Source organism: Halobacteriovorax sp. DPLXC-1 (genome assembly GCF_036903125.1).
GTDB lineage: Bacteria > Bdellovibrionota > Bacteriovoracia > Bacteriovoracales > Bacteriovoracaceae > Halobacteriovorax_A > Halobacteriovorax_A vibrionivorans.
Genome location: NZ_JAYMCO010000003.1, coordinates 529539 through 546245, shown reverse-complemented (window position 1 = coordinate 546245; position 16707 = coordinate 529539). Strand labels below are relative to the sequence as shown.

Sequence of the window (16707 nt, the reverse complement as noted above, 5' to 3'; positions counted from 1 at the left end):
TTTTTTTCATGTATTTTTTATCATGCATTGCATATCATGTAATAATTTTCATGTATATCTTTTCATGCAAATACGGTATCTTATAAGCTTGTGGAGGGGCGATGAACCAGAATGAAGCAAAGTGGACATTTTTTAGTAATCACGGGCACGTATACCTGCTGATAGCTGCAAATGAGGACATTATTGTAAGAGAAATCGCTTCTAGAGTTGGCATCACCGAACGCTCTGTTCTAGGAATTATTCAAGACCTTTATGACGCAGGGTACATAATGAAGGAGAAAGTTGGTCGCTCAAATCGCTACAAGATTGTTCCCAAGAAAACCTTAAGACACTCACTTGAATCAAATGTTCAACTACAAGATCTCATCGATCTGATTACTAAAACTAAAAATAGCTAATAATTCAGCATTACACCTCTTCTAGAATCTTTCTTCTTGGCCTTGCTATAAGTGAATAGAAACAAGGAACGACAATTAGTGTAAAAATTGTCGATAGGAAAACACCACCAATAATAACCAGGGCCATTGGCCTTCTCGTTTCAGAGCCTGCTCCCACAATAATAGCGGCAGGTAAAGCCGATGCAAGAGTTGTGAAGGTTGTCATAATAATTGGTCTAAATCGAGTTTCACAAGCAACCAGAATTGCATCAGTTAATTCTTTACCTTCATCTCTAAGCTGATTTGAGAACTCTACAATTAGAATTGATGTCTTTTTAACAATCCCCATCGTTAAGAGAATACCAATCATTGAATAAATATTTAGCGTACTTCCAGATAACCATAGTGCAATAAAAGATCCCGCCAAGCCAAATGGGATGGCCAAGAAAACAGTAATTGGATCTGAGAATGAATTAAATTGACTGGCAAGAACCATATAAGCAATTACTAGACCTAGGACCATGATCATAAGAACACTAAAGAGAGATTCATTTAGGTCCTTAGAAAACTTAATATAGTATCCCTTTGGTAATACCTTCTTACTGACTTCTTTTATAAAAGCGATTGCCTTACTTTGAGCAACATCAGTATTTAAATTTGCATCAACTCGTATACCTCTTGCTCTATTTTCTCGGTAAATTGATTGTGGACCGAATGCATCCTCAATCTTTACAACATCATTTAGAGTTACAAATTCTCCGCGATTATTTTGTAATAGAAGTGAAGAAATATTCTCACGTGTGCGATCTTCTTCTTTTAATTGAACAAATACATCATAGCGTCGTCCGCGCTCTGTATACTTTGTTGCACTAACTCCACCTACACCAACGTTTAGAGCCTCAGCAATTGTTCTAACTTCAACTCCCCTTTGCTGTGCTTTAATTCGATCTGGAATTATATGAACTTCAGGAAGCTCACCAATATCATCAGAACGGACACCAACCATAAGTTTTGATTCGCGCATCTCTTTTTCTAACTGCTTATAAAGTTGAGCTTGAATCTCAGCATCTGGGCCAGTAATGGTAAATTCAATTGGACTACCTCTTCGGCCACCAATTGCAGATCCCATGCGGTCTCGAATAATAATCTTGATCCCTTCAATCCCCGCTAATTCTTTTCTAAGGTCTGAGGCAATTTCAAATTGGGTCTTGGTTCTCTCGTTGCGATCCTTTAAGATCAGTACACCGAAGCCACGATTTCCAGTCGTGGCCCCACGTCCTCCACCAACGGCAACAATCATTCTTCGAACATTTTCATTCTTTTCAACGATGGCCTCATATTCCTTCACCTTTGCGTTTGTATAATCTAGACTTTTTCCATCTGGAGCAATAAAGATCACAAACATAAAGCCTCGATCAGACTCTGGTGCAAATTCCTTATCGATAAAGTTTAAAGACGTAAATGAAACAAAGATAACGACTAAAGAAGTTAAGAGAATTTTTATTCGATGACCTAGAGCAAAGTTTAGACATTTTACATAAGTTCTTTTTCCAAAATCAACAGCACTATCAACCCAGTGATGAATGAAGATCCCTTCAGAAGCAACATTTAAAAATTGAGAACATCTCATTGGAGCTAAAGTTAAGGCCTCAAGAGAAGATAAACTTACGGCAATACAAATTGTTAAAGCAAACTCTCTAAAGAAGCGCCCTTCTATCCCAGGCATCATTGTAATTGGTGCAAAGATAGCAACAAGGACAGCTGTCGTTGCAAGAACGGCAAAGGCGATCTCGCTACTCCCCTTAAAAGAAGCTTGGACTTTATCGTGGCCTTTCTTGGCGTAGCGGACAATATTTTCAAGCATTACAATGGCATCATCAACGACGATTCCAATTGCTAAAGTCAGTCCTAAAAGTGAGAACGTATTTAAAGAGAATCCCATTAAATACATGAATGCGAATGTTCCTATAATTGCCGTTGGAATTGCTAGGAGTATATTAATTGTTGCTGACATTGAGTTTAAAAAGAGCCAGCAAACAAGAGATGTTAATAAAACTGATAATAATAGGTTTTGTAATAATTCATTTATAGATAAACGAATAAAAGATGTACGATCAAAGTTAACAGAGAGATTTGTTCCCTCTGGAAGATTATTTGATATCTCCTTTACACGCTCTTTTACTCTATCTGCAACTTCTACGGCATTTACACCTCTTTGCTTATAAATAGGCATAGAAAGAGAAGGTGTTCGATTAACACGAGAGATACGAGTTCGATTCTCAACCCCAGCATATATATGGGCAACGTCTGAGAGTCTTATTGGTACGTAATTCGCCCTTCCTCCCCTACGATTAATGATCATGTTATTAAAGTCTTCAACTGTTCGACCTTCACCTAGAACACGAAGACTCGTTTCGGTCTCAGGTGTTTCAAATTTCCCAGCAGGTAACTCAACACTTTCTCGTTTGAGAGTTTCTACGATATCTGAAAGAGTTAATTGATATTGTTCAAGCTTTTCAGCTTTAACATCAACTCTCATCATTGGGTCACGGGCACCAAATGCTCTTACCTCAGAGACACCCTCGATTGTTGTTAATTGATCAATAATTCCATCTTTGAATAAAATATTTAGCTCTCGCTCATTTAATGTTGTTGAAACTAACGCTAGATACATAACAGGATCATCTGCTGCATTTGATTTTGTCACGGTTGGTGTTTCAACAGTATCAGGAAGAAGTCTCTGGGCCCTTCCTAGAAGTGTTTGCACTTCTTGTAATGCAAAGTCGATATTCTTATCAAGAGAGAATTCTAATTCAATACGTCCTTGACCACGGCCAGCAGTCGAGGTCATATCTTTAATCCCTTGCATAGAAACAAGTATAGATTCAGCAGGCTCTAATACATCTTTTTCAACTACTTCAGGTGTTGCACCTTCATATTCATAAGAGATAGAAATCGATGGATAATCAACATCAGGGTTTTCATTTATCCCTAGTTTCGTAAAACCGAGGGCCCCAAATAAGATTAGTGAGAACATTAGCATCCATGCGAAAACAGGATTCTTAATCGATATTGATGATAATTTCATATTGAACCTTTTTTAACCCTTAGGAATATTTCCAAGATAAGCATTGGCCTGATAGAAGATTGACTTAACTTCAAGTGATGATCTAATCGCTAATTTTTCAAGATCAATAACATCATCAAGAGATCTGATGACTTCAATTTGAGTGACTAGACCTTTATCTAAATCTTTGAGTTGTTCTTGATAGGCTGCTCGACTTCGATCCAGCGCTCTTCGAAGAGTAATTAATTCATTCTTCTTGGCTTCAAAATTTCGAACGAAAGTATTCCATCGATTGATAGAATTACGTCTGGTGAAATCAACCTGTGCACTATTAATACGTTCCACTATTTTCTTGCTAGTAACTTTTGAAGATCTCTCTCCAAAGTCTAATAGATTAAGGGTAACATTTAAGCTTACACCCCAGTCACGATCTCCCCCCTCATTCTTATCGAGGTTGTAACTAGCACTTAAATCAATTTGTGGATATAAGTTAGCCTTTTCAATCTTACTTTCAAGGACTGAGCTTTCATAATCGAACTTAAGACTTTTAAGTTCTGGAATATTCTCAAGATCAACATTCTTTGAAAGCTTAAGTCCTAGCGGATCAATACGATTTTTTAAGCCTTCAATCTTATCAAGCCCAGAAAAATTTCTAAAGTCTGTTATCGAACTTCTAACTAATGCTTTAGTTGCAACGAGATTAGCTTCAAGTCGATGAAGTTGGGACTCAAGGGCAAAAAGATCGGCCTTTCTATCACGGCCAATCTTCGTTCTTTTTTTAACAATACTAACTCTTTTTCTTAGATTGCTAAGTAGTCCATCAATTCTTTCATATTCTTCAATAGCAGAAGAGACTTGAAAATATAAAGTAGCAAATTGACTATAGTAAGCTGCTAGATTCTTCTCTTTTAGAGCACGGGCCTGTTTAGGAACAACTTTCTTATAATCATAAAGTGCAAACTCAGCTCCACCCTGGAAGAGCTTTTGTTTCATCGAAAGATAAACCTCAGAATCCAATTCCTTATTCGTTGAGGAAAAATTTGGATACCTGTTTTCATAAGTATTCTCATTAACAATATCAAGACTTGGATATAGTGATGACTCAATTGTATTGAGATCTGAAATTGACTTATCTTCTGTTAATTCAAAGACCTCAACTTGCTTTGATTTTTTAAGAGACTTTATATAGAGGTCCTCGACAGAGGCAACTATTGTAAAATGTGACAGTAGGCATAGTGAAGTGAATAAATAAATTCGACTCAAAGTTTTATCTCCTGAACTTTTACGACAAGCCTAAATTACTCAAATCGTAACCTTTTTAATAATAAGTTAAAGAATTTTATTAAGCTTTACTTACAAGTTCAATTCAGTTGACATAAAACTGACATATGAATGGATATTATGAGAAGAATAACGGCCAACAGCACGCAAAACAGTTAAGTTCACAAACTAGTTCACCCTTAACGGCCAATATATTGTGTACAAATCACTGACGAGAATAATCTTTAGAGGCCGTAACAAATTCTCGAAACAAATTCCTTATATCTTTTCGATAAAAGAGAAACTCGGGATGAAATTGTAATCCCATGATAAATCGAGGGCCTTCATTTTCCACAGCTTGAATAACGCCATTATCCTCAACGGCACTCACATCAAGGCCTGTGCCGAGTTTGTCAATAGATTGACTATGTAAGCTATTAACTTCAGTTTCATCCTTTTTAAAAATTTCATTTAAACGAGTATTAGGTTTAATCTTTATCTTTTTTCGATAAAAAACTTTACCCCACAAGCTACTTGGATAGTGTGCCCCTTCAAACACTTTTGAGACATCTGTATGAAGGGTCCCCCCCTTAAACACATTTAGAAGTTGAGCTCCACGACAAATACAAAAAATGGGAAGCCTCCTCTTTTTTGCAACCCTAAGCCAATTAAGTTCGAGCTCATCACGTTTATGATCATATTTATAATTCTCTTTAATGTCCTTGTTATTATAAATTCCCGGATATAAGTCAGTTCCTCCTGAAATGATTAGGCCATCAATATCAAGATCTAATTGAGGATGTTTTGTTGAGAGATTTACTGATCTTGCATTAGAAAAATATAAACAAACCCTAATTGCCAAGTTTTGAATTATGCCAGTTAATCCATATGATTTCGTAACACCAATAAGTGGCTTCATTAACGGAAGCCCTCAACATAGTGGTTACAAAGCCTTAACCACTTCTTTTCAAACGAGAGATTGCTATCGTGATAAAGGTCGATAAATGACTTAGACATCTTGCTAATGATCTCTTTATCATTGGCAATTCTTTCTAATAAACACCAACGCTTCCATTCAACAAAAATATTCCAGGACTCTAACCCCAATTGACAACTAGGAAGGCGATAATGAAACGTAGGTCTTGCCTTAACTCGCTCATCAGTAACAACATTACGGACTCGCTCTTCATCGAGATAGAGAAAGAGTGGCAAGAAGTCCAGTCCCCTATTACGAGTAGGATTGTATTCGAGATAATCATCAATAAGCTTTGAAAGATCTGGATGATAGTCTTGATCAAGAACAAGCTCTGCATAGTCATTTGGGAAATCATCAACGTAGCCAGTTAACTCCCTAGTAAGCCCAATATCAATTTGTGATTGCAACCAAGAACTAAGTAAAATATAAGAGCGAAGTACGCTTAATATATAAGAGCTTTCCTTAGATGTTATCTCTGGATTGAATTGCATAGCAAAAGCAAAATATGCAGACTCATTAGTCCCTCTGGCCCCAGCGTCATGAAGGCTTTCTTCAATTTTCTTAATAATATTAAAATTTTCTTCTTCTAAAGGAGGAGAAACGATCTCAGTTGGAACGAGTTCTTGTGTGATAGGTTCTAAGATATCTTTTATCACACCTTCAAAGTCAAACTTCTTCACTTTGATATTTTTTTCTGAAGACTGTGCTAATTCTTTTAAAAGTTTTGCATCTGTTTCGACTTTAAATTCACCGTATTGTGAATCAACTTTAAAACATGCATCACTAATTTTCTCGACGTCACCATCGAGGCAATCAACGATTAAGTTTGCCGTTTTTTCAGGTGTTAAGCCTTGAAATTCGATTTCAAAGCCTACTGTACGGTTTTGATCTTTGAAATTCTTTGTCTTCATTCGAAACATCATAACATATCTATTTTCAAGAATCGAATGGAGCAGTAAAGAACTCAACTTAAGAATAATTCTGGGAACTTAGCAAATTGGATTTATTTCAAAAGATATCCTATGATGAAAATCAAACGTTAAGAAGGAGTTACAATTGAATAAATTTAAAATTGACCTTGAAAAGATTAAAAGCCGTGCTCGTGAAAAGATGATGGACGGAGCAATGACTGAGTCTTACAAAGCTAATGCTCAAGAAGTAATTGAAGTTTTAAACGAGGCCTTAGCAACTGAAATCGTTTGTATTCTCCGTTATAAGAATAATCACTTCATGGCAGAAGGAATGAATGCCGATCCAATCGCTGCAGAGTTTCTCGTTCATGCAAATGAAGAACAACAACACGCAGACTGGCTTTGCGAAAGAATATGTCAGCTAGGAGGAATTCCTAACATGAATCCTGAAGGACTACTTACACGCTCACACGCTGACTATTATCAAGGAGCTGATCTTAGAAAAATGATTGAAGAAAACCTTGTGGCAGAAAGAGTCGCAGTTGAAACGTACTCTGAAATCATTAGATGGATTGGAGACTCAGATCCAACCACACGTCGTATGTTAGAGGATATTTTAAAAGAAGAAGAACATCATGCTGATGATCTTGTTGGATATTTAGAAAAAGGGCTTTAAAAAATTAATAATAGATGGAGGTAATTTATGAGTGATAAACCAGAAGTTCCACCAAATAAACCAAAGCATCCGACGCCTTCGCCTAAGCCGCAAACGCCGAAGATACCAAGAGAAGTTCCAGAGCCGCCAAATGCACCTGATAGGACGCCAATAGAAGTTCCGCCAGATGTGCCAAAAGAGCCGCCAATAAAGGAGCCTGAAAAGCCGAACGAAAATCCACCGAAAGCATAAACAACGAAAGGAGGTTTATCGATGAAAACAGTTAAAGATTTTTTAAATGAATTAGAAACAACTAGAGATGAATTAAAAGTTCAATCACATTTATTAAAATCCGAAGTGAAGGAAAAATGGGATGGACTTGAGAGTAAATGGGAGAAGATCAACAATGAAGTTGCTCCTACTAAAGAGGCCACGAAAGAAGCAATCGACAATATCTCAGAGGCCAACAAACTCCTTCTAACAGAACTTAAAGAAGGCTACAAGAAAATCAAAGATACTTTATAAATTACCTCACCATGCTCCTTTTGTTCAAAAAAAGAAATAAAAGGAGCATGGCACTTAAACTACCTATTACTCCTCCCCAATCAGATAAGTGTAATGGAGACAGATGTAATATTTCTGCAAACCAAGTATTTTGAATTAAGACAATAGAGAAGGCCATTGTCATAAATACTATTATTCTTGCTGCTACCGTTCTTCCCTTAGTTAAAAATAAGACTACTCCAGCACTCCAAAAAGAAAGTAGGGCCATTGCTTTTGATCTTGCGTGTTGAATATTTTGATTCTCAAAAAAACCATTTCTGTATGAATATATCAAAACTAATGTAAATATGATTCCAATAATCAGAATAGTTGCAGACTCCCTTTTACTAAAAAATGAGTTCCTCGCTCCTTTTATCTTGATAGGTTTTCCATTTGATTTAAGTTGAAATGCAAAAAGTGCACTTGGATGAATAATTAGTTCTAACCAAACGACATGAATAGGTAAAAAAAGAAGAGGATAGCCGATTAGAGGAATAATTGCAGCAGATAGAATAAATGGAATATGGATAAGCAATAGGTATTTAAAACTCATTCTTAGATTTTCAAATAACTGTCTTCCTTCACGGATAGCATTCACTATTGTACTAAAGTTATCATCACTTAATATAATTGAAGCAACTTCTTTTGCACTTCGACTACCACGAAGTCCCATTGCAATGCCAATATCTGCAGCCTTTAAAGCTGGAACATCATTAACACCATCCCCGGTAACAACAACCAACTCTCCAGATTTCTTTAATGATTTAACTATCTTGAGTTTTTCAAGAGGACTGCATCTTGCAACAACATCAATGTTTTTTAATGATCTTATTTCTTCCTGGGACCAATCCAAATTATGTGCGGTGATAACAAGAGGAGATTCTTTTTTGAGACCAATATCTTTAGCGATAGCGGATGCTGTATCAGGATGATCTCCAGTAATCATTAAAACCTTTATTCCATTCTCCTGACAATAAATAATTGAATCTTTAACTTCAGGTCGCGCAGGATCCTCAAAAGCAAGAAGTCCAATGAATCGAAAATCACTATCTGGTTCTATAAATGAAGTTGTTTCAATTATTTCCTTAACAGCAACCGCTAAAACCTTGTGACCTCCTTTAGCGAGTGTGCTTACCTCCTTTGTCCATAAATCCAAATCAACAGAAGAGAGATTTGATTTTGACAAGATAACTTCAGGTGCTCCCTTAATCACACAAAGCTGGGACTTATCATTTCCTTCTAAAAACGCCACCTCCCGCTTTCTATCTTCAGTAAACGGAATAGACTTTAGCTTCAAAGGCATTTTCACACTACGTTTTTTTGACATATCAAATATGGCAATATCAACAGGATCATTTCCATCTGCATTTGATGCGGCCATTGAAAATCGCAATAGATCTTGCTCAGAGGTCTCTTCAGTAGTTTCAAGATGAGTCAGTGTCAATTTCCCAATCGTAATTGTTCCAGTTTTATCGGTGCAAATTTGGGTCACTCGACCAATATTTTCCACAGAAACGGCACGACGTACAAGTACATGATGTTTTGCTAAACGATAGACTCCAACCCCAAGAAAGAATGTAAATACAATTGGAAATTCTTCAGGGATGGCCGCGACGGCCAAAACGCCAGCGCTTAACAACGCATCTAACCATCCATGTCCTTGATAAAGTCTAACCCCAGCAAGAACGAAACAAAATAATAGAGCGAGATATACTAAATTACGAGTAAGTTCTAAGATAGCTTGTTGTAGTGGAGTTCTTTCATGAGTAATATCTGTTACAGAATGTATAATCTCACCATAAGAAGTCTTCTTCCCTATTGCTAAGACTCTTAAATGACCATTTCCAGTAAGAACTCTCGTTCCGGCAAACCCTAAAAACGTTGAATCAACTAGACTCTCTTTTTGTTTTAAAAGAGTATCTTTTCCTATTGAAGATTTATTCACAGGAAATGCTTCGCCAGTCAGTACTGATTCATCAACTTGTAAAGAATCACATTCTTCCCAAATACCATCAGCAGGTAAGAAGTGGTTTTTAGTAGAAAGTATGACAAGGTCACCTGGAACGATATCATTAGAATCAATCGAAACCTTTCTATTCTCTCTTATAACAATCACGGATGAACTAAGTTGACTTCTTAAACTAGAAGTTGAGGCCTGAGTACGCCAATGTAAAAAAGCATCCATAAAAACAAGAGGAATAGTTGCTGTATATAAGATTATTGATTCATAGATATCACCAACAAAATAGAAGACACTTGCAATGGTAATAAGAAACCAAACCATTGGATCTTTCAAAGTATCAAAAACCAACTCTAGCCAAGGGTTTCCAACACGTTCAACAATTATGTTTTCACCAAAGATTAATCGTTGCTTTGAAATTTCACTATCACTTAGGCCGCAAGATGTGATCTGAATGTCTCTTAGGTTTTGGAGTTGTGCTTTCTTTTCCATAATCACAGCAGAGGTTTTTAGTGTTCTTATATACCTCCATCATTTATAGCTTAATTTTCAAATTAAAACGTTATTATATTTACTTAATTTAGATGGCCTAGAATAGTTGAAAATAAGATTATCTTAAGTACTAAGTTACGACTTTCCATATTAATCTTAAGAGAGCATCAAACACTATTTGATACCAATTCTCAAAGGAGATTCAAATGGGAAGACAAGCTTTAAGTGACCAAAGTAAGTATAAACATAGAGCTCATACTAAACACTATGTCGATGATACATTCGAAAAAGGTACTGATACTCGAAACTGGAAAAAAAATATAAAAAGAGATGAAGATATTCAAGATTCGGACAGAACGGATCTGCATGCAATCGAAAACAAGCTCATCATAATGCGACAAGAAATTACTGATAGAATCAACACGTTAACACGAGATAAAACACACCAAGATAACCCATTGACCAAAGATCACGACGACCAGTCTATTGCAGTGGAAAACGATGAAGTGATTGAAGACTTAGATGAGTTAGCAAGAATAGAACTAAAGAGTATCGATCACGCTCTAGAAAGAATTAGAAATGGAAACTTTGGAGTCTGTGAGAAATGTGGTTCAGAGATTGAAGACAAGAGATTAAAAGCACTTCCCTATGCAACTAGCTGTATTGAATGCGCCCAAAATTAGCTAGGCCATACTCCCTTCTTAGAATCCTAACAAAGAAGCATGGCATATAAGTTTTAATATTAGAGATTGAAGTCGTAAACAACTTCTTGTCTAGTTACATCAATTAGTTCTTTTGGATAATTGATCATGCATGAATAATTATTAATTCTTGTAGGTGGACTACCAGCACCAGGGTAGCCACCAGTTGTGACATCGTCTTGTAACTCTGAAAAGTCTAAAGACAGATAAGTTCTTGAGCGAATCTGATAGCCCTTATCTGCATTTGCAACTAGCTCAACAACAGAACCTCTTCCACCACTTGTTGCCCTATAGCCTTTGTCAAAAAAGTGTCCTCTATAACTTTTGAGACGAAAAACATTTTCACCTACAATTGTTAATTGGAAAACCTGCTGAGCTCTCCCCTTACTCATATTTCCACCGACTCTTTTTGTTTCTAAAGCACAAGTTATATTATCGATATCATTTGAAGCAAATGTAAGACTTGATGTAATGAAGAAAGCTGTTAGTAAAAGTATTTTCATATTCATCTCCTTTTTGTGATTTTGTAGGTTCATTTATGACATTATTCTCATTGTAAGAATAATTCTTTATTGATATGGTGGTATAACTTTTAGATATAGGTGAATTATGCTTAAAGATCACTTAGGTAAACTTGAATATTTTTGTAATATTGTTGAAACAGGTTCTTTGCAAAAGGCAAGTCAAAAGGCATATGTAAGCCAGCCACAACTGTCCAAGGTTCTACGACAATTAGAAGAAGAGCTTGATACACAGCTATTGATAAGACGCTCAGATGGCGTTATTCCAACTCCAGCTGGCGACAAACTCTATTCCTATGCAAGAGAGACGATTGATCAAGCAAATCAAATGCAACTCTTAATAAGAGATAATGTGCAAGCGAGCGGTAATGTCTATATTGGAACATACGATAGTATTTCGAGATATTTCTTTCCTGACTTTATCAAGTACTTAAGAAAGCTTGCCCCCTCTCTTAATATTATACTTTCAACTGGGCGAAGTTCACAGAAGTTGAAAGAATTAAAGAAAGGTGAACTCGATATCGCCATTATTGTATCAAGTGGTGTCAAAAGTCGCTCTCTTAGTGAAAAGATCATATACTCAGACTCCTTTGGACTTTATCATTCTCAGCAAATTGAAAGCTCTTTTCTAGATCATATAATAAAGTTTCCAGAATCAATCCACTTTGATGCAACTAAACTAGGCTTTAAACATATTTTATCTTGCGATAATTTAGAAACAGTGAAATCTCTTACAGAGCAAGGACTAGGTGTCGGACTACTTCCTCATCGAGTTGCACGAGAAGGGGTCCTTCAAGGAAAGCTTATTCCTCATAAGAAAGTCTTAATTCAAGAAAGCGAGCACAATATTTCATTATTTTATAGTAAGAAAAATATTAGCGCTCATGCACAAGTCGTTATAAATGAGGTCGAAAGGTTTTTAACAACGTGGGCAAAGAGCTAAAACCACTTGAAGTCTACTTAAACTTCTCACCAGTAAACATTAGAAGCCATGTCTTTCTCTTATTCTTATAAGCATCAAAGAATACGCCACCAAGATGTGCAACAATCAATGCAATTAAAGAGTTTGAAATGATCTCGTGAATATCTTCTAATAATTGATTACCAAAGAAGCGATCCAGTCCCATGAGAAAACCAGTAATCCCAAGTCCACCAATTGCAGTCCAAATCAACCAATAGACATACTTTGCTTTCTCATTATAGTGAGACACTTTACGACCTTTACTAATTAATAAGCGAATGAAAACAAAGGCAACACAGGCATAGCCAAGGTAGCGATGAATTTGCTTGCCTTCTTCAAGAATAAAAAGATTTAAAATGATAATAAAGGCCACTCCCCAATGGAGTAGCCTAAACTTTAAAGGTAGTTTCAAATCATTCACTAGTGATTCTCTTTCTTTACAATAGAACCATCAACTGGATTGAAATAGATTTCGACTTTATTCTTATCTTTGTCCCATCCATAGATTTCGTAGCAATTGCCTTCAGTTACTTTAAATTCATTAATCTTATATCCTTGTGATACGAGATTTGATTTAAAAGTCTCTTGATCTTGCCACTTGCTTTTGTCTTCAGTTGTACATTGTGTTTTCTTAGAACAAGAAACAAAAGTCATACCTAATAATACCATTACAAATATTTTCTTCATATATGCTCCTTATGGTTCAACGCCATTACTTTTTTATATTATCTAATTGAATTCCCATGAGGTCAAAGTTTTAGCTCTTGTAATAATATCTTAACTATCATATGACACACATATGAAAATCTTAATTCTACTACTTTGCTTTAGTGCTACGGCCCAAGTCATCAATCGCCAATCAATTGCCAAAATGGCAAAGAGAAATCATTTGGCCCTAGAATATAGTGAAGTTAAGAAACTAATGTTTTCAACAGTTGATAATATAAATGGTGTTGTCTGTAGTGCCTATACACCTAGTCAGTGTCAAGAAAGATACCAGCGTCGCTATAAACGAAACTTCAAACTTAATATTGAACACACTTGGCCTCAATCAAAAGGTGCTGATGAGCTGCCAGCAAATAGTGATATGCATCACCTATTTGTGACGAGTAAAGAGTCCAATAGCAAAAGAGCGAATCTTCCTTTTTGTGATGCAGTTTATGACTACTGGCAAATGGATGGAAGCATTCAAGGCTTTGATGAATACTCTCAAGACTGTTTTGAACCTCAAGATCATCACAAAGGAAATGTCGCTAGAGCGATGTTCTACTTTGCTATTCGCTATGATTTTTCCATTGATAAAGATCAAGAAGCAACTCTTAGAAAATGGAATATAATTGATCCTGTTGATAATCGCGAGTTAGAAAGAAATGAGATTATTCAAACTCTACAGGGTAATATTAATCCATTTATCTTAAATCCTGAATTTGTTGATGCAATTAAAGATTTTTAGAGCGCTAGGGGCGCGGGTACCAATGGAACTTTCAATAACTTAGAATTCATTTTGCGCGTAAAATAGTTATGAATGTGCCTAAATGAGCAGAGACTCAGTTAATCAGCTCTAATTTTAAGATAAATCACTAAATTACGCGCCGCTCATCCTAAATTTTGACGAACTTTTTACGCTAAGTAGTTAAAATTTCCATTGGTACCCGCGCCCCTAATTGAAAAAATTTAATATCAAATTGAAAAAGTTATGCATTAATGCAGCAAGAGCATTATTACTTCGCTAACAAATGTGAGGTAAAAATGAAAACTTTAGTACTAAACTTAAACAACTCAAAAACAATTCAAGAAGTCTCTTTCTTATTCAAACAAGGCTGGGAAACTTATCGTAGAAACGCACTTCCCTACAGTCTCTACACCCTCCTGTCTTCAGGCTTAATGTGGGCACTATCTTCAATCCCATTCGCTTCAAGCCTAGTCTTCCCTCTTTACATGGCCGGTCTCTACACAGCGATTAAGTCGTCAGAAGAAAAAGAGATACTAACTCTTACAGACTTTTTAAATATTGAAAAAGTAAACTTTGGAGCAATTTTTAAAGTAGGTGCACTAACTTCACTATTAACATTGATTGGATTTATTGCATTTATTATTCCCGGTGCATATGCATTTTGCTCATATGCATTCACAACACCTCTGGTTCTTGATGCGAATAATAAAAATCTAACAGCATGGGAAATTTTAGAGAAAAGTCGTGGAGTTTTTCATAGCAATTCGAACTTGATTCTCGTCATGATGTCTTCATACTTTCTTATTTCAATTCTAGCACTACTTCCTCTAGGTCTTGGACTTTTCATCAGTACACCATTTTTAGCATGTGTTAACTACAGTCTATACAAGAAACTTAAATAACCCAAAGCGCTTCGGCGCTATTTCTTTGCGAGATAACTATGCCCAAGAAAAAGTTAATCAGACAAAACGTGTACCCATATCACGTCATTACAAGAAACAACAACCGCGACTGGTTTAATATTCCAATATATGAAGTGTGGGATATTTGCAAAGAATCTCTTATTTATGCATTAGAGCGTGAAAAAGTAGAGATCAATTGCTTTGTTCTTATGTCAAACCACTATCATCTTCTTCTAACGACACCACATGAGAATATTGATCGATTCATGATGCATTTTAATTGGCGTATTAGTTTTATGATTTCCAATAGAATAAATGTAATTAATCATAAGTTTAGTAATCGTTATAAGTGGTCAATTGTATCAAAGCAAAGTTATCTTTTTAATGTCTATCGTTATATTTATCAAAATCCAATTCGTGCAGGAATTTGTGATGAGTGCAAGGACTACCCATATAGTTCATTACACTTTTCTAACTTTGAAGCAGAGTTATTCAACTATAGGCCACATCTTAACTACTCCGATTCAAAGCATCTAATAGAAAAAAGATTCGGCTCTGAGTTTGATAACTGTATTCGTAATAGTCTAAAACGAAGCTACTTTAAGCCAAAGCAAAAGATATCTGTACTTTACAAGAAAAGACTTAATGACTTTAAATACGGCGTAAGTCATTGAAACTTCCATTGGTACCCGCGCCCCTAAAACTTAGTAATCAACTATTCCATCGGGAACAACGACATAGCGAATTCGACTTCTATGCTCTTTAGAAATATTATTATTGATCCACTCTTTTAAGTTCACGGCATTTTGTGGGCGGATATATGAAAGATCAATTAGGATATGAATCCCATCCACTGCTTCAAGTTTATGCTTAATACTATTTCCAGACTGCTCGATATTAAAACGCCAATTTTGATCAAATAAAGGAGCAATAGGAGTTTTCACATCCCAGAAAACACCCTGTCCATCAACAAATTCTGTCCCTTCTGGGCCACGAGAAATTCCAGCAGCAAGAATTCCACTCTCCTGAGCATAAAGGCCACTTACGGCCTCAAGAAGACTTGTCTTTGTTTGCTTAAAGTTGTGATCAGGATCTGCTGATAGTGAATCAAAGTCTTCATGGTCTAAATATCTCGCATTGACTTGTGCCATATCATCTTTAAAGAGATGCCAAAGCATAATATTCTCTTCATTAACTGAAGCAGAGAGATATTCAGACATTGCCTGTCGACAGCTAATATCGGCAACAGATCTTGAGGAATTAAAAGAGCTTGTGGATCTATTAATCCCACTTTCATCAATCGAAGAATAAAGGCTTACGAATGAAAGTATTGTAATAAATACTATTGATGAAAGGAGAAACTTAAGTCGCATAATAGATTATCGACAATTTTACTCAATAGTTTAGAAACAAGTGCGTAATTAAAAAATTGTACAAACGTCTTCTAATAAAGCTGCGTGTTTATTGCGAAGCTCAATTGGATCCTCAAAAGTCATGGATGCTGTCTTTTCAGAAAGTGTTGAGCTTTCACCGCTTGGAAGCAAGCACTTAATAGAAGCTGAGCATTCATTCTTATGCTCACCTATCATTTTAGTTTCAATATTTAGCTTAACTCTAAGTTCTTGAGAGGCTTTTCCTGGAAACTTCTTGCATAGATCAATGAGAGACTTCTTAAGCTGGGGATTCTCCCACTTGAGGGCCTCAATGATTGATGGCTCAGTAGAGCTAACACGATAAAGATCGCCGTCAATGAAACACTTAATCCCCTTATCTGCGGATGTTTCAAGATAACGATATGCAAAGTTTTCTAAATTATGAATAAAGAGTGATGAAATCCCACCTGATTCGATTAACCAATCACGATTCTTAGCATTCATCTCTTCAGTAAGCTTTTCTTTATCAATTTTCGTCATATATACATAATACTT

Annotated in this window: 19 protein-coding genes; 9 read left to right on the top strand and 10 right to left on the bottom strand. The window is 36.0% G+C overall.

The features are described 5' to 3' along the window. Positions 1-101: 101 nt before the first annotated feature. Positions 102-398, top strand: a complete 297-nt coding sequence (locus VCM44_RS12620) for a helix-turn-helix transcriptional regulator (RefSeq protein ID WP_115361269.1) — start codon at positions 102-104, stop codon at positions 396-398. A gap of 10 nt (positions 399-408) precedes the next feature. Here the strand turns inward: VCM44_RS12620 and VCM44_RS12615 are convergent, their stop codons facing one another. From VCM44_RS12615 to VCM44_RS12600, 4 genes are all read right to left on the bottom strand, one after another. Further along, positions 409-3465, bottom strand: a complete 3057-nt coding sequence (locus VCM44_RS12615) for an efflux RND transporter permease subunit (protein WP_334678988.1) — start codon at positions 3463-3465, stop codon at positions 409-411. 12 nt (positions 3466-3477) lie between these two features. Continuing rightward, positions 3478-4707, bottom strand: coding sequence for a TolC family protein (locus VCM44_RS12610; RefSeq protein WP_334678987.1), 1230 nt, complete (start codon positions 4705-4707; stop codon positions 3478-3480). Positions 4708-4930: 223 nt separating this feature from the next. After that, entirely contained in the window at positions 4931-5623 is a 693-nt protein-coding gene (locus VCM44_RS12605) for a gamma-glutamyl-gamma-aminobutyrate hydrolase family protein (RefSeq protein ID WP_334678986.1), read from the bottom strand. Then, on the bottom strand, positions 5623-6591 hold the full coding sequence (locus VCM44_RS12600) for an amidoligase family protein (RefSeq protein WP_334678985.1): 969 nt from the start codon (positions 6589-6591) through the stop codon (positions 5623-5625). The genes VCM44_RS12605 and VCM44_RS12600 overlap by 1 nt, the downstream gene beginning before the upstream one ends. A 199-nt stretch (positions 6592-6790) precedes the next feature. Between VCM44_RS12600 and VCM44_RS12595 the strand changes: the two genes are divergently transcribed. The 3 genes from VCM44_RS12595 to VCM44_RS12585 are packed head-to-tail and all read left to right on the top strand — an operon-like array spanning position 6791 to position 7771. After that, positions 6791-7267, top strand: a complete 477-nt coding sequence (locus VCM44_RS12595; RefSeq protein ID WP_115362289.1) for a ferritin-like domain-containing protein — start codon at positions 6791-6793, stop codon at positions 7265-7267. Between the two features lie 27 nt (positions 7268-7294). Then, positions 7295-7498, top strand: coding sequence for a hypothetical protein (locus VCM44_RS12590; RefSeq protein WP_115361279.1), 204 nt, complete (start codon positions 7295-7297; stop codon positions 7496-7498). Positions 7499-7519: 21 nt separating this feature from the next. Further along, positions 7520-7771: a hypothetical protein gene (locus VCM44_RS12585; protein ID WP_115361281.1), complete on the top strand. Its 252-nt coding sequence runs from the start codon at positions 7520-7522 to the stop codon at positions 7769-7771. A 1-nt stretch (position 7772) separates the two neighbouring features. On the opposite strand, the gene VCM44_RS12580 is transcribed toward VCM44_RS12585, so the two are convergent. Further along, complete coding sequence (locus VCM44_RS12580; protein WP_334678984.1) at positions 7773-10241, bottom strand: cation-translocating P-type ATPase; 2469 nt, start codon at positions 10239-10241, stop codon at positions 7773-7775. A gap of 206 nt (positions 10242-10447) precedes the next feature. On the opposite strand from VCM44_RS12580, the gene VCM44_RS12575 reads away from it, so the two are divergent. Further along, on the top strand, positions 10448-10924 hold the full coding sequence (locus VCM44_RS12575; RefSeq protein WP_120404345.1) for a TraR/DksA family transcriptional regulator: 477 nt from the start codon (positions 10448-10450) through the stop codon (positions 10922-10924). Positions 10925-10983: 59 nt separating this feature from the next. Here VCM44_RS12575 and VCM44_RS12570 read toward each other — a convergent pair whose 3' ends face one another. Next, positions 10984-11445, bottom strand: coding sequence for a hypothetical protein (locus VCM44_RS12570; protein ID WP_334678983.1), 462 nt, complete (start codon positions 11443-11445; stop codon positions 10984-10986). Positions 11446-11551: 106 nt separating this feature from the next. Between VCM44_RS12570 and VCM44_RS12565 the strand changes: the two genes are divergently transcribed. Next, positions 11552-12406, top strand: coding sequence for a LysR family transcriptional regulator (locus tag VCM44_RS12565; RefSeq protein WP_334678982.1), 855 nt, complete (start codon positions 11552-11554; stop codon positions 12404-12406). A gap of 13 nt (positions 12407-12419) precedes the next feature. Here VCM44_RS12565 and VCM44_RS12560 read toward each other — a convergent pair whose 3' ends face one another. Next, positions 12420-12845, bottom strand: coding sequence for a cytochrome b/b6 domain-containing protein (locus tag VCM44_RS12560; RefSeq protein WP_334678980.1), 426 nt, complete (start codon positions 12843-12845; stop codon positions 12420-12422). Beyond that, the gene (locus VCM44_RS12555) at positions 12845-13111 is read right to left on the bottom strand and encodes a PepSY domain-containing protein (protein WP_115361293.1); all 267 of its coding nucleotides are present in this window, start codon (positions 13109-13111) and stop codon (positions 12845-12847) included. The genes VCM44_RS12560 and VCM44_RS12555 overlap by 1 nt, the downstream gene beginning before the upstream one ends. Positions 13112-13223: 112 nt before the next feature. Between VCM44_RS12555 and VCM44_RS12550 the strand changes: the two genes are divergently transcribed. The 3 genes from VCM44_RS12550 to VCM44_RS12540 all read left to right on the top strand — a co-directional run bounded on the left by VCM44_RS12550 (position 13224) and on the right by VCM44_RS12540 (position 15453). Continuing rightward, entirely contained in the window at positions 13224-13877 is a 654-nt protein-coding gene (locus tag VCM44_RS12550) for an endonuclease I family protein (protein ID WP_334678979.1), read from the top strand. Between the two features lie 296 nt (positions 13878-14173). Then, positions 14174-14779 carry a hypothetical protein gene (locus tag VCM44_RS12545; RefSeq protein WP_334678977.1) on the top strand — a complete coding sequence of 202 codons (606 nt, stop codon included), beginning with the start codon at positions 14174-14176 and terminating at the stop codon, positions 14777-14779. A gap of 38 nt (positions 14780-14817) precedes the next feature. Continuing rightward, positions 14818-15453 carry a transposase gene (locus tag VCM44_RS12540; RefSeq protein WP_115361299.1) on the top strand — a complete coding sequence of 212 codons (636 nt, stop codon included), beginning with the start codon at positions 14818-14820 and terminating at the stop codon, positions 15451-15453. Between the two features lie 30 nt (positions 15454-15483). On the opposite strand, the gene VCM44_RS12535 is transcribed toward VCM44_RS12540, so the two are convergent. Together VCM44_RS12535 and VCM44_RS12530 are read right to left on the bottom strand one after the other, a co-directional pair. Further along, complete coding sequence (locus VCM44_RS12535) at positions 15484-16152, bottom strand: hypothetical protein (RefSeq protein WP_334678976.1); 669 nt, start codon at positions 16150-16152, stop codon at positions 15484-15486. Between the two features lie 48 nt (positions 16153-16200). Then, a complete protein-coding gene (locus tag VCM44_RS12530) occupies positions 16201-16692 on the bottom strand; it encodes a hypothetical protein (protein ID WP_115361306.1) in 492 nt (163 codons plus the stop codon). Between the last annotated feature and the right edge of the window lie 15 nt (positions 16693-16707).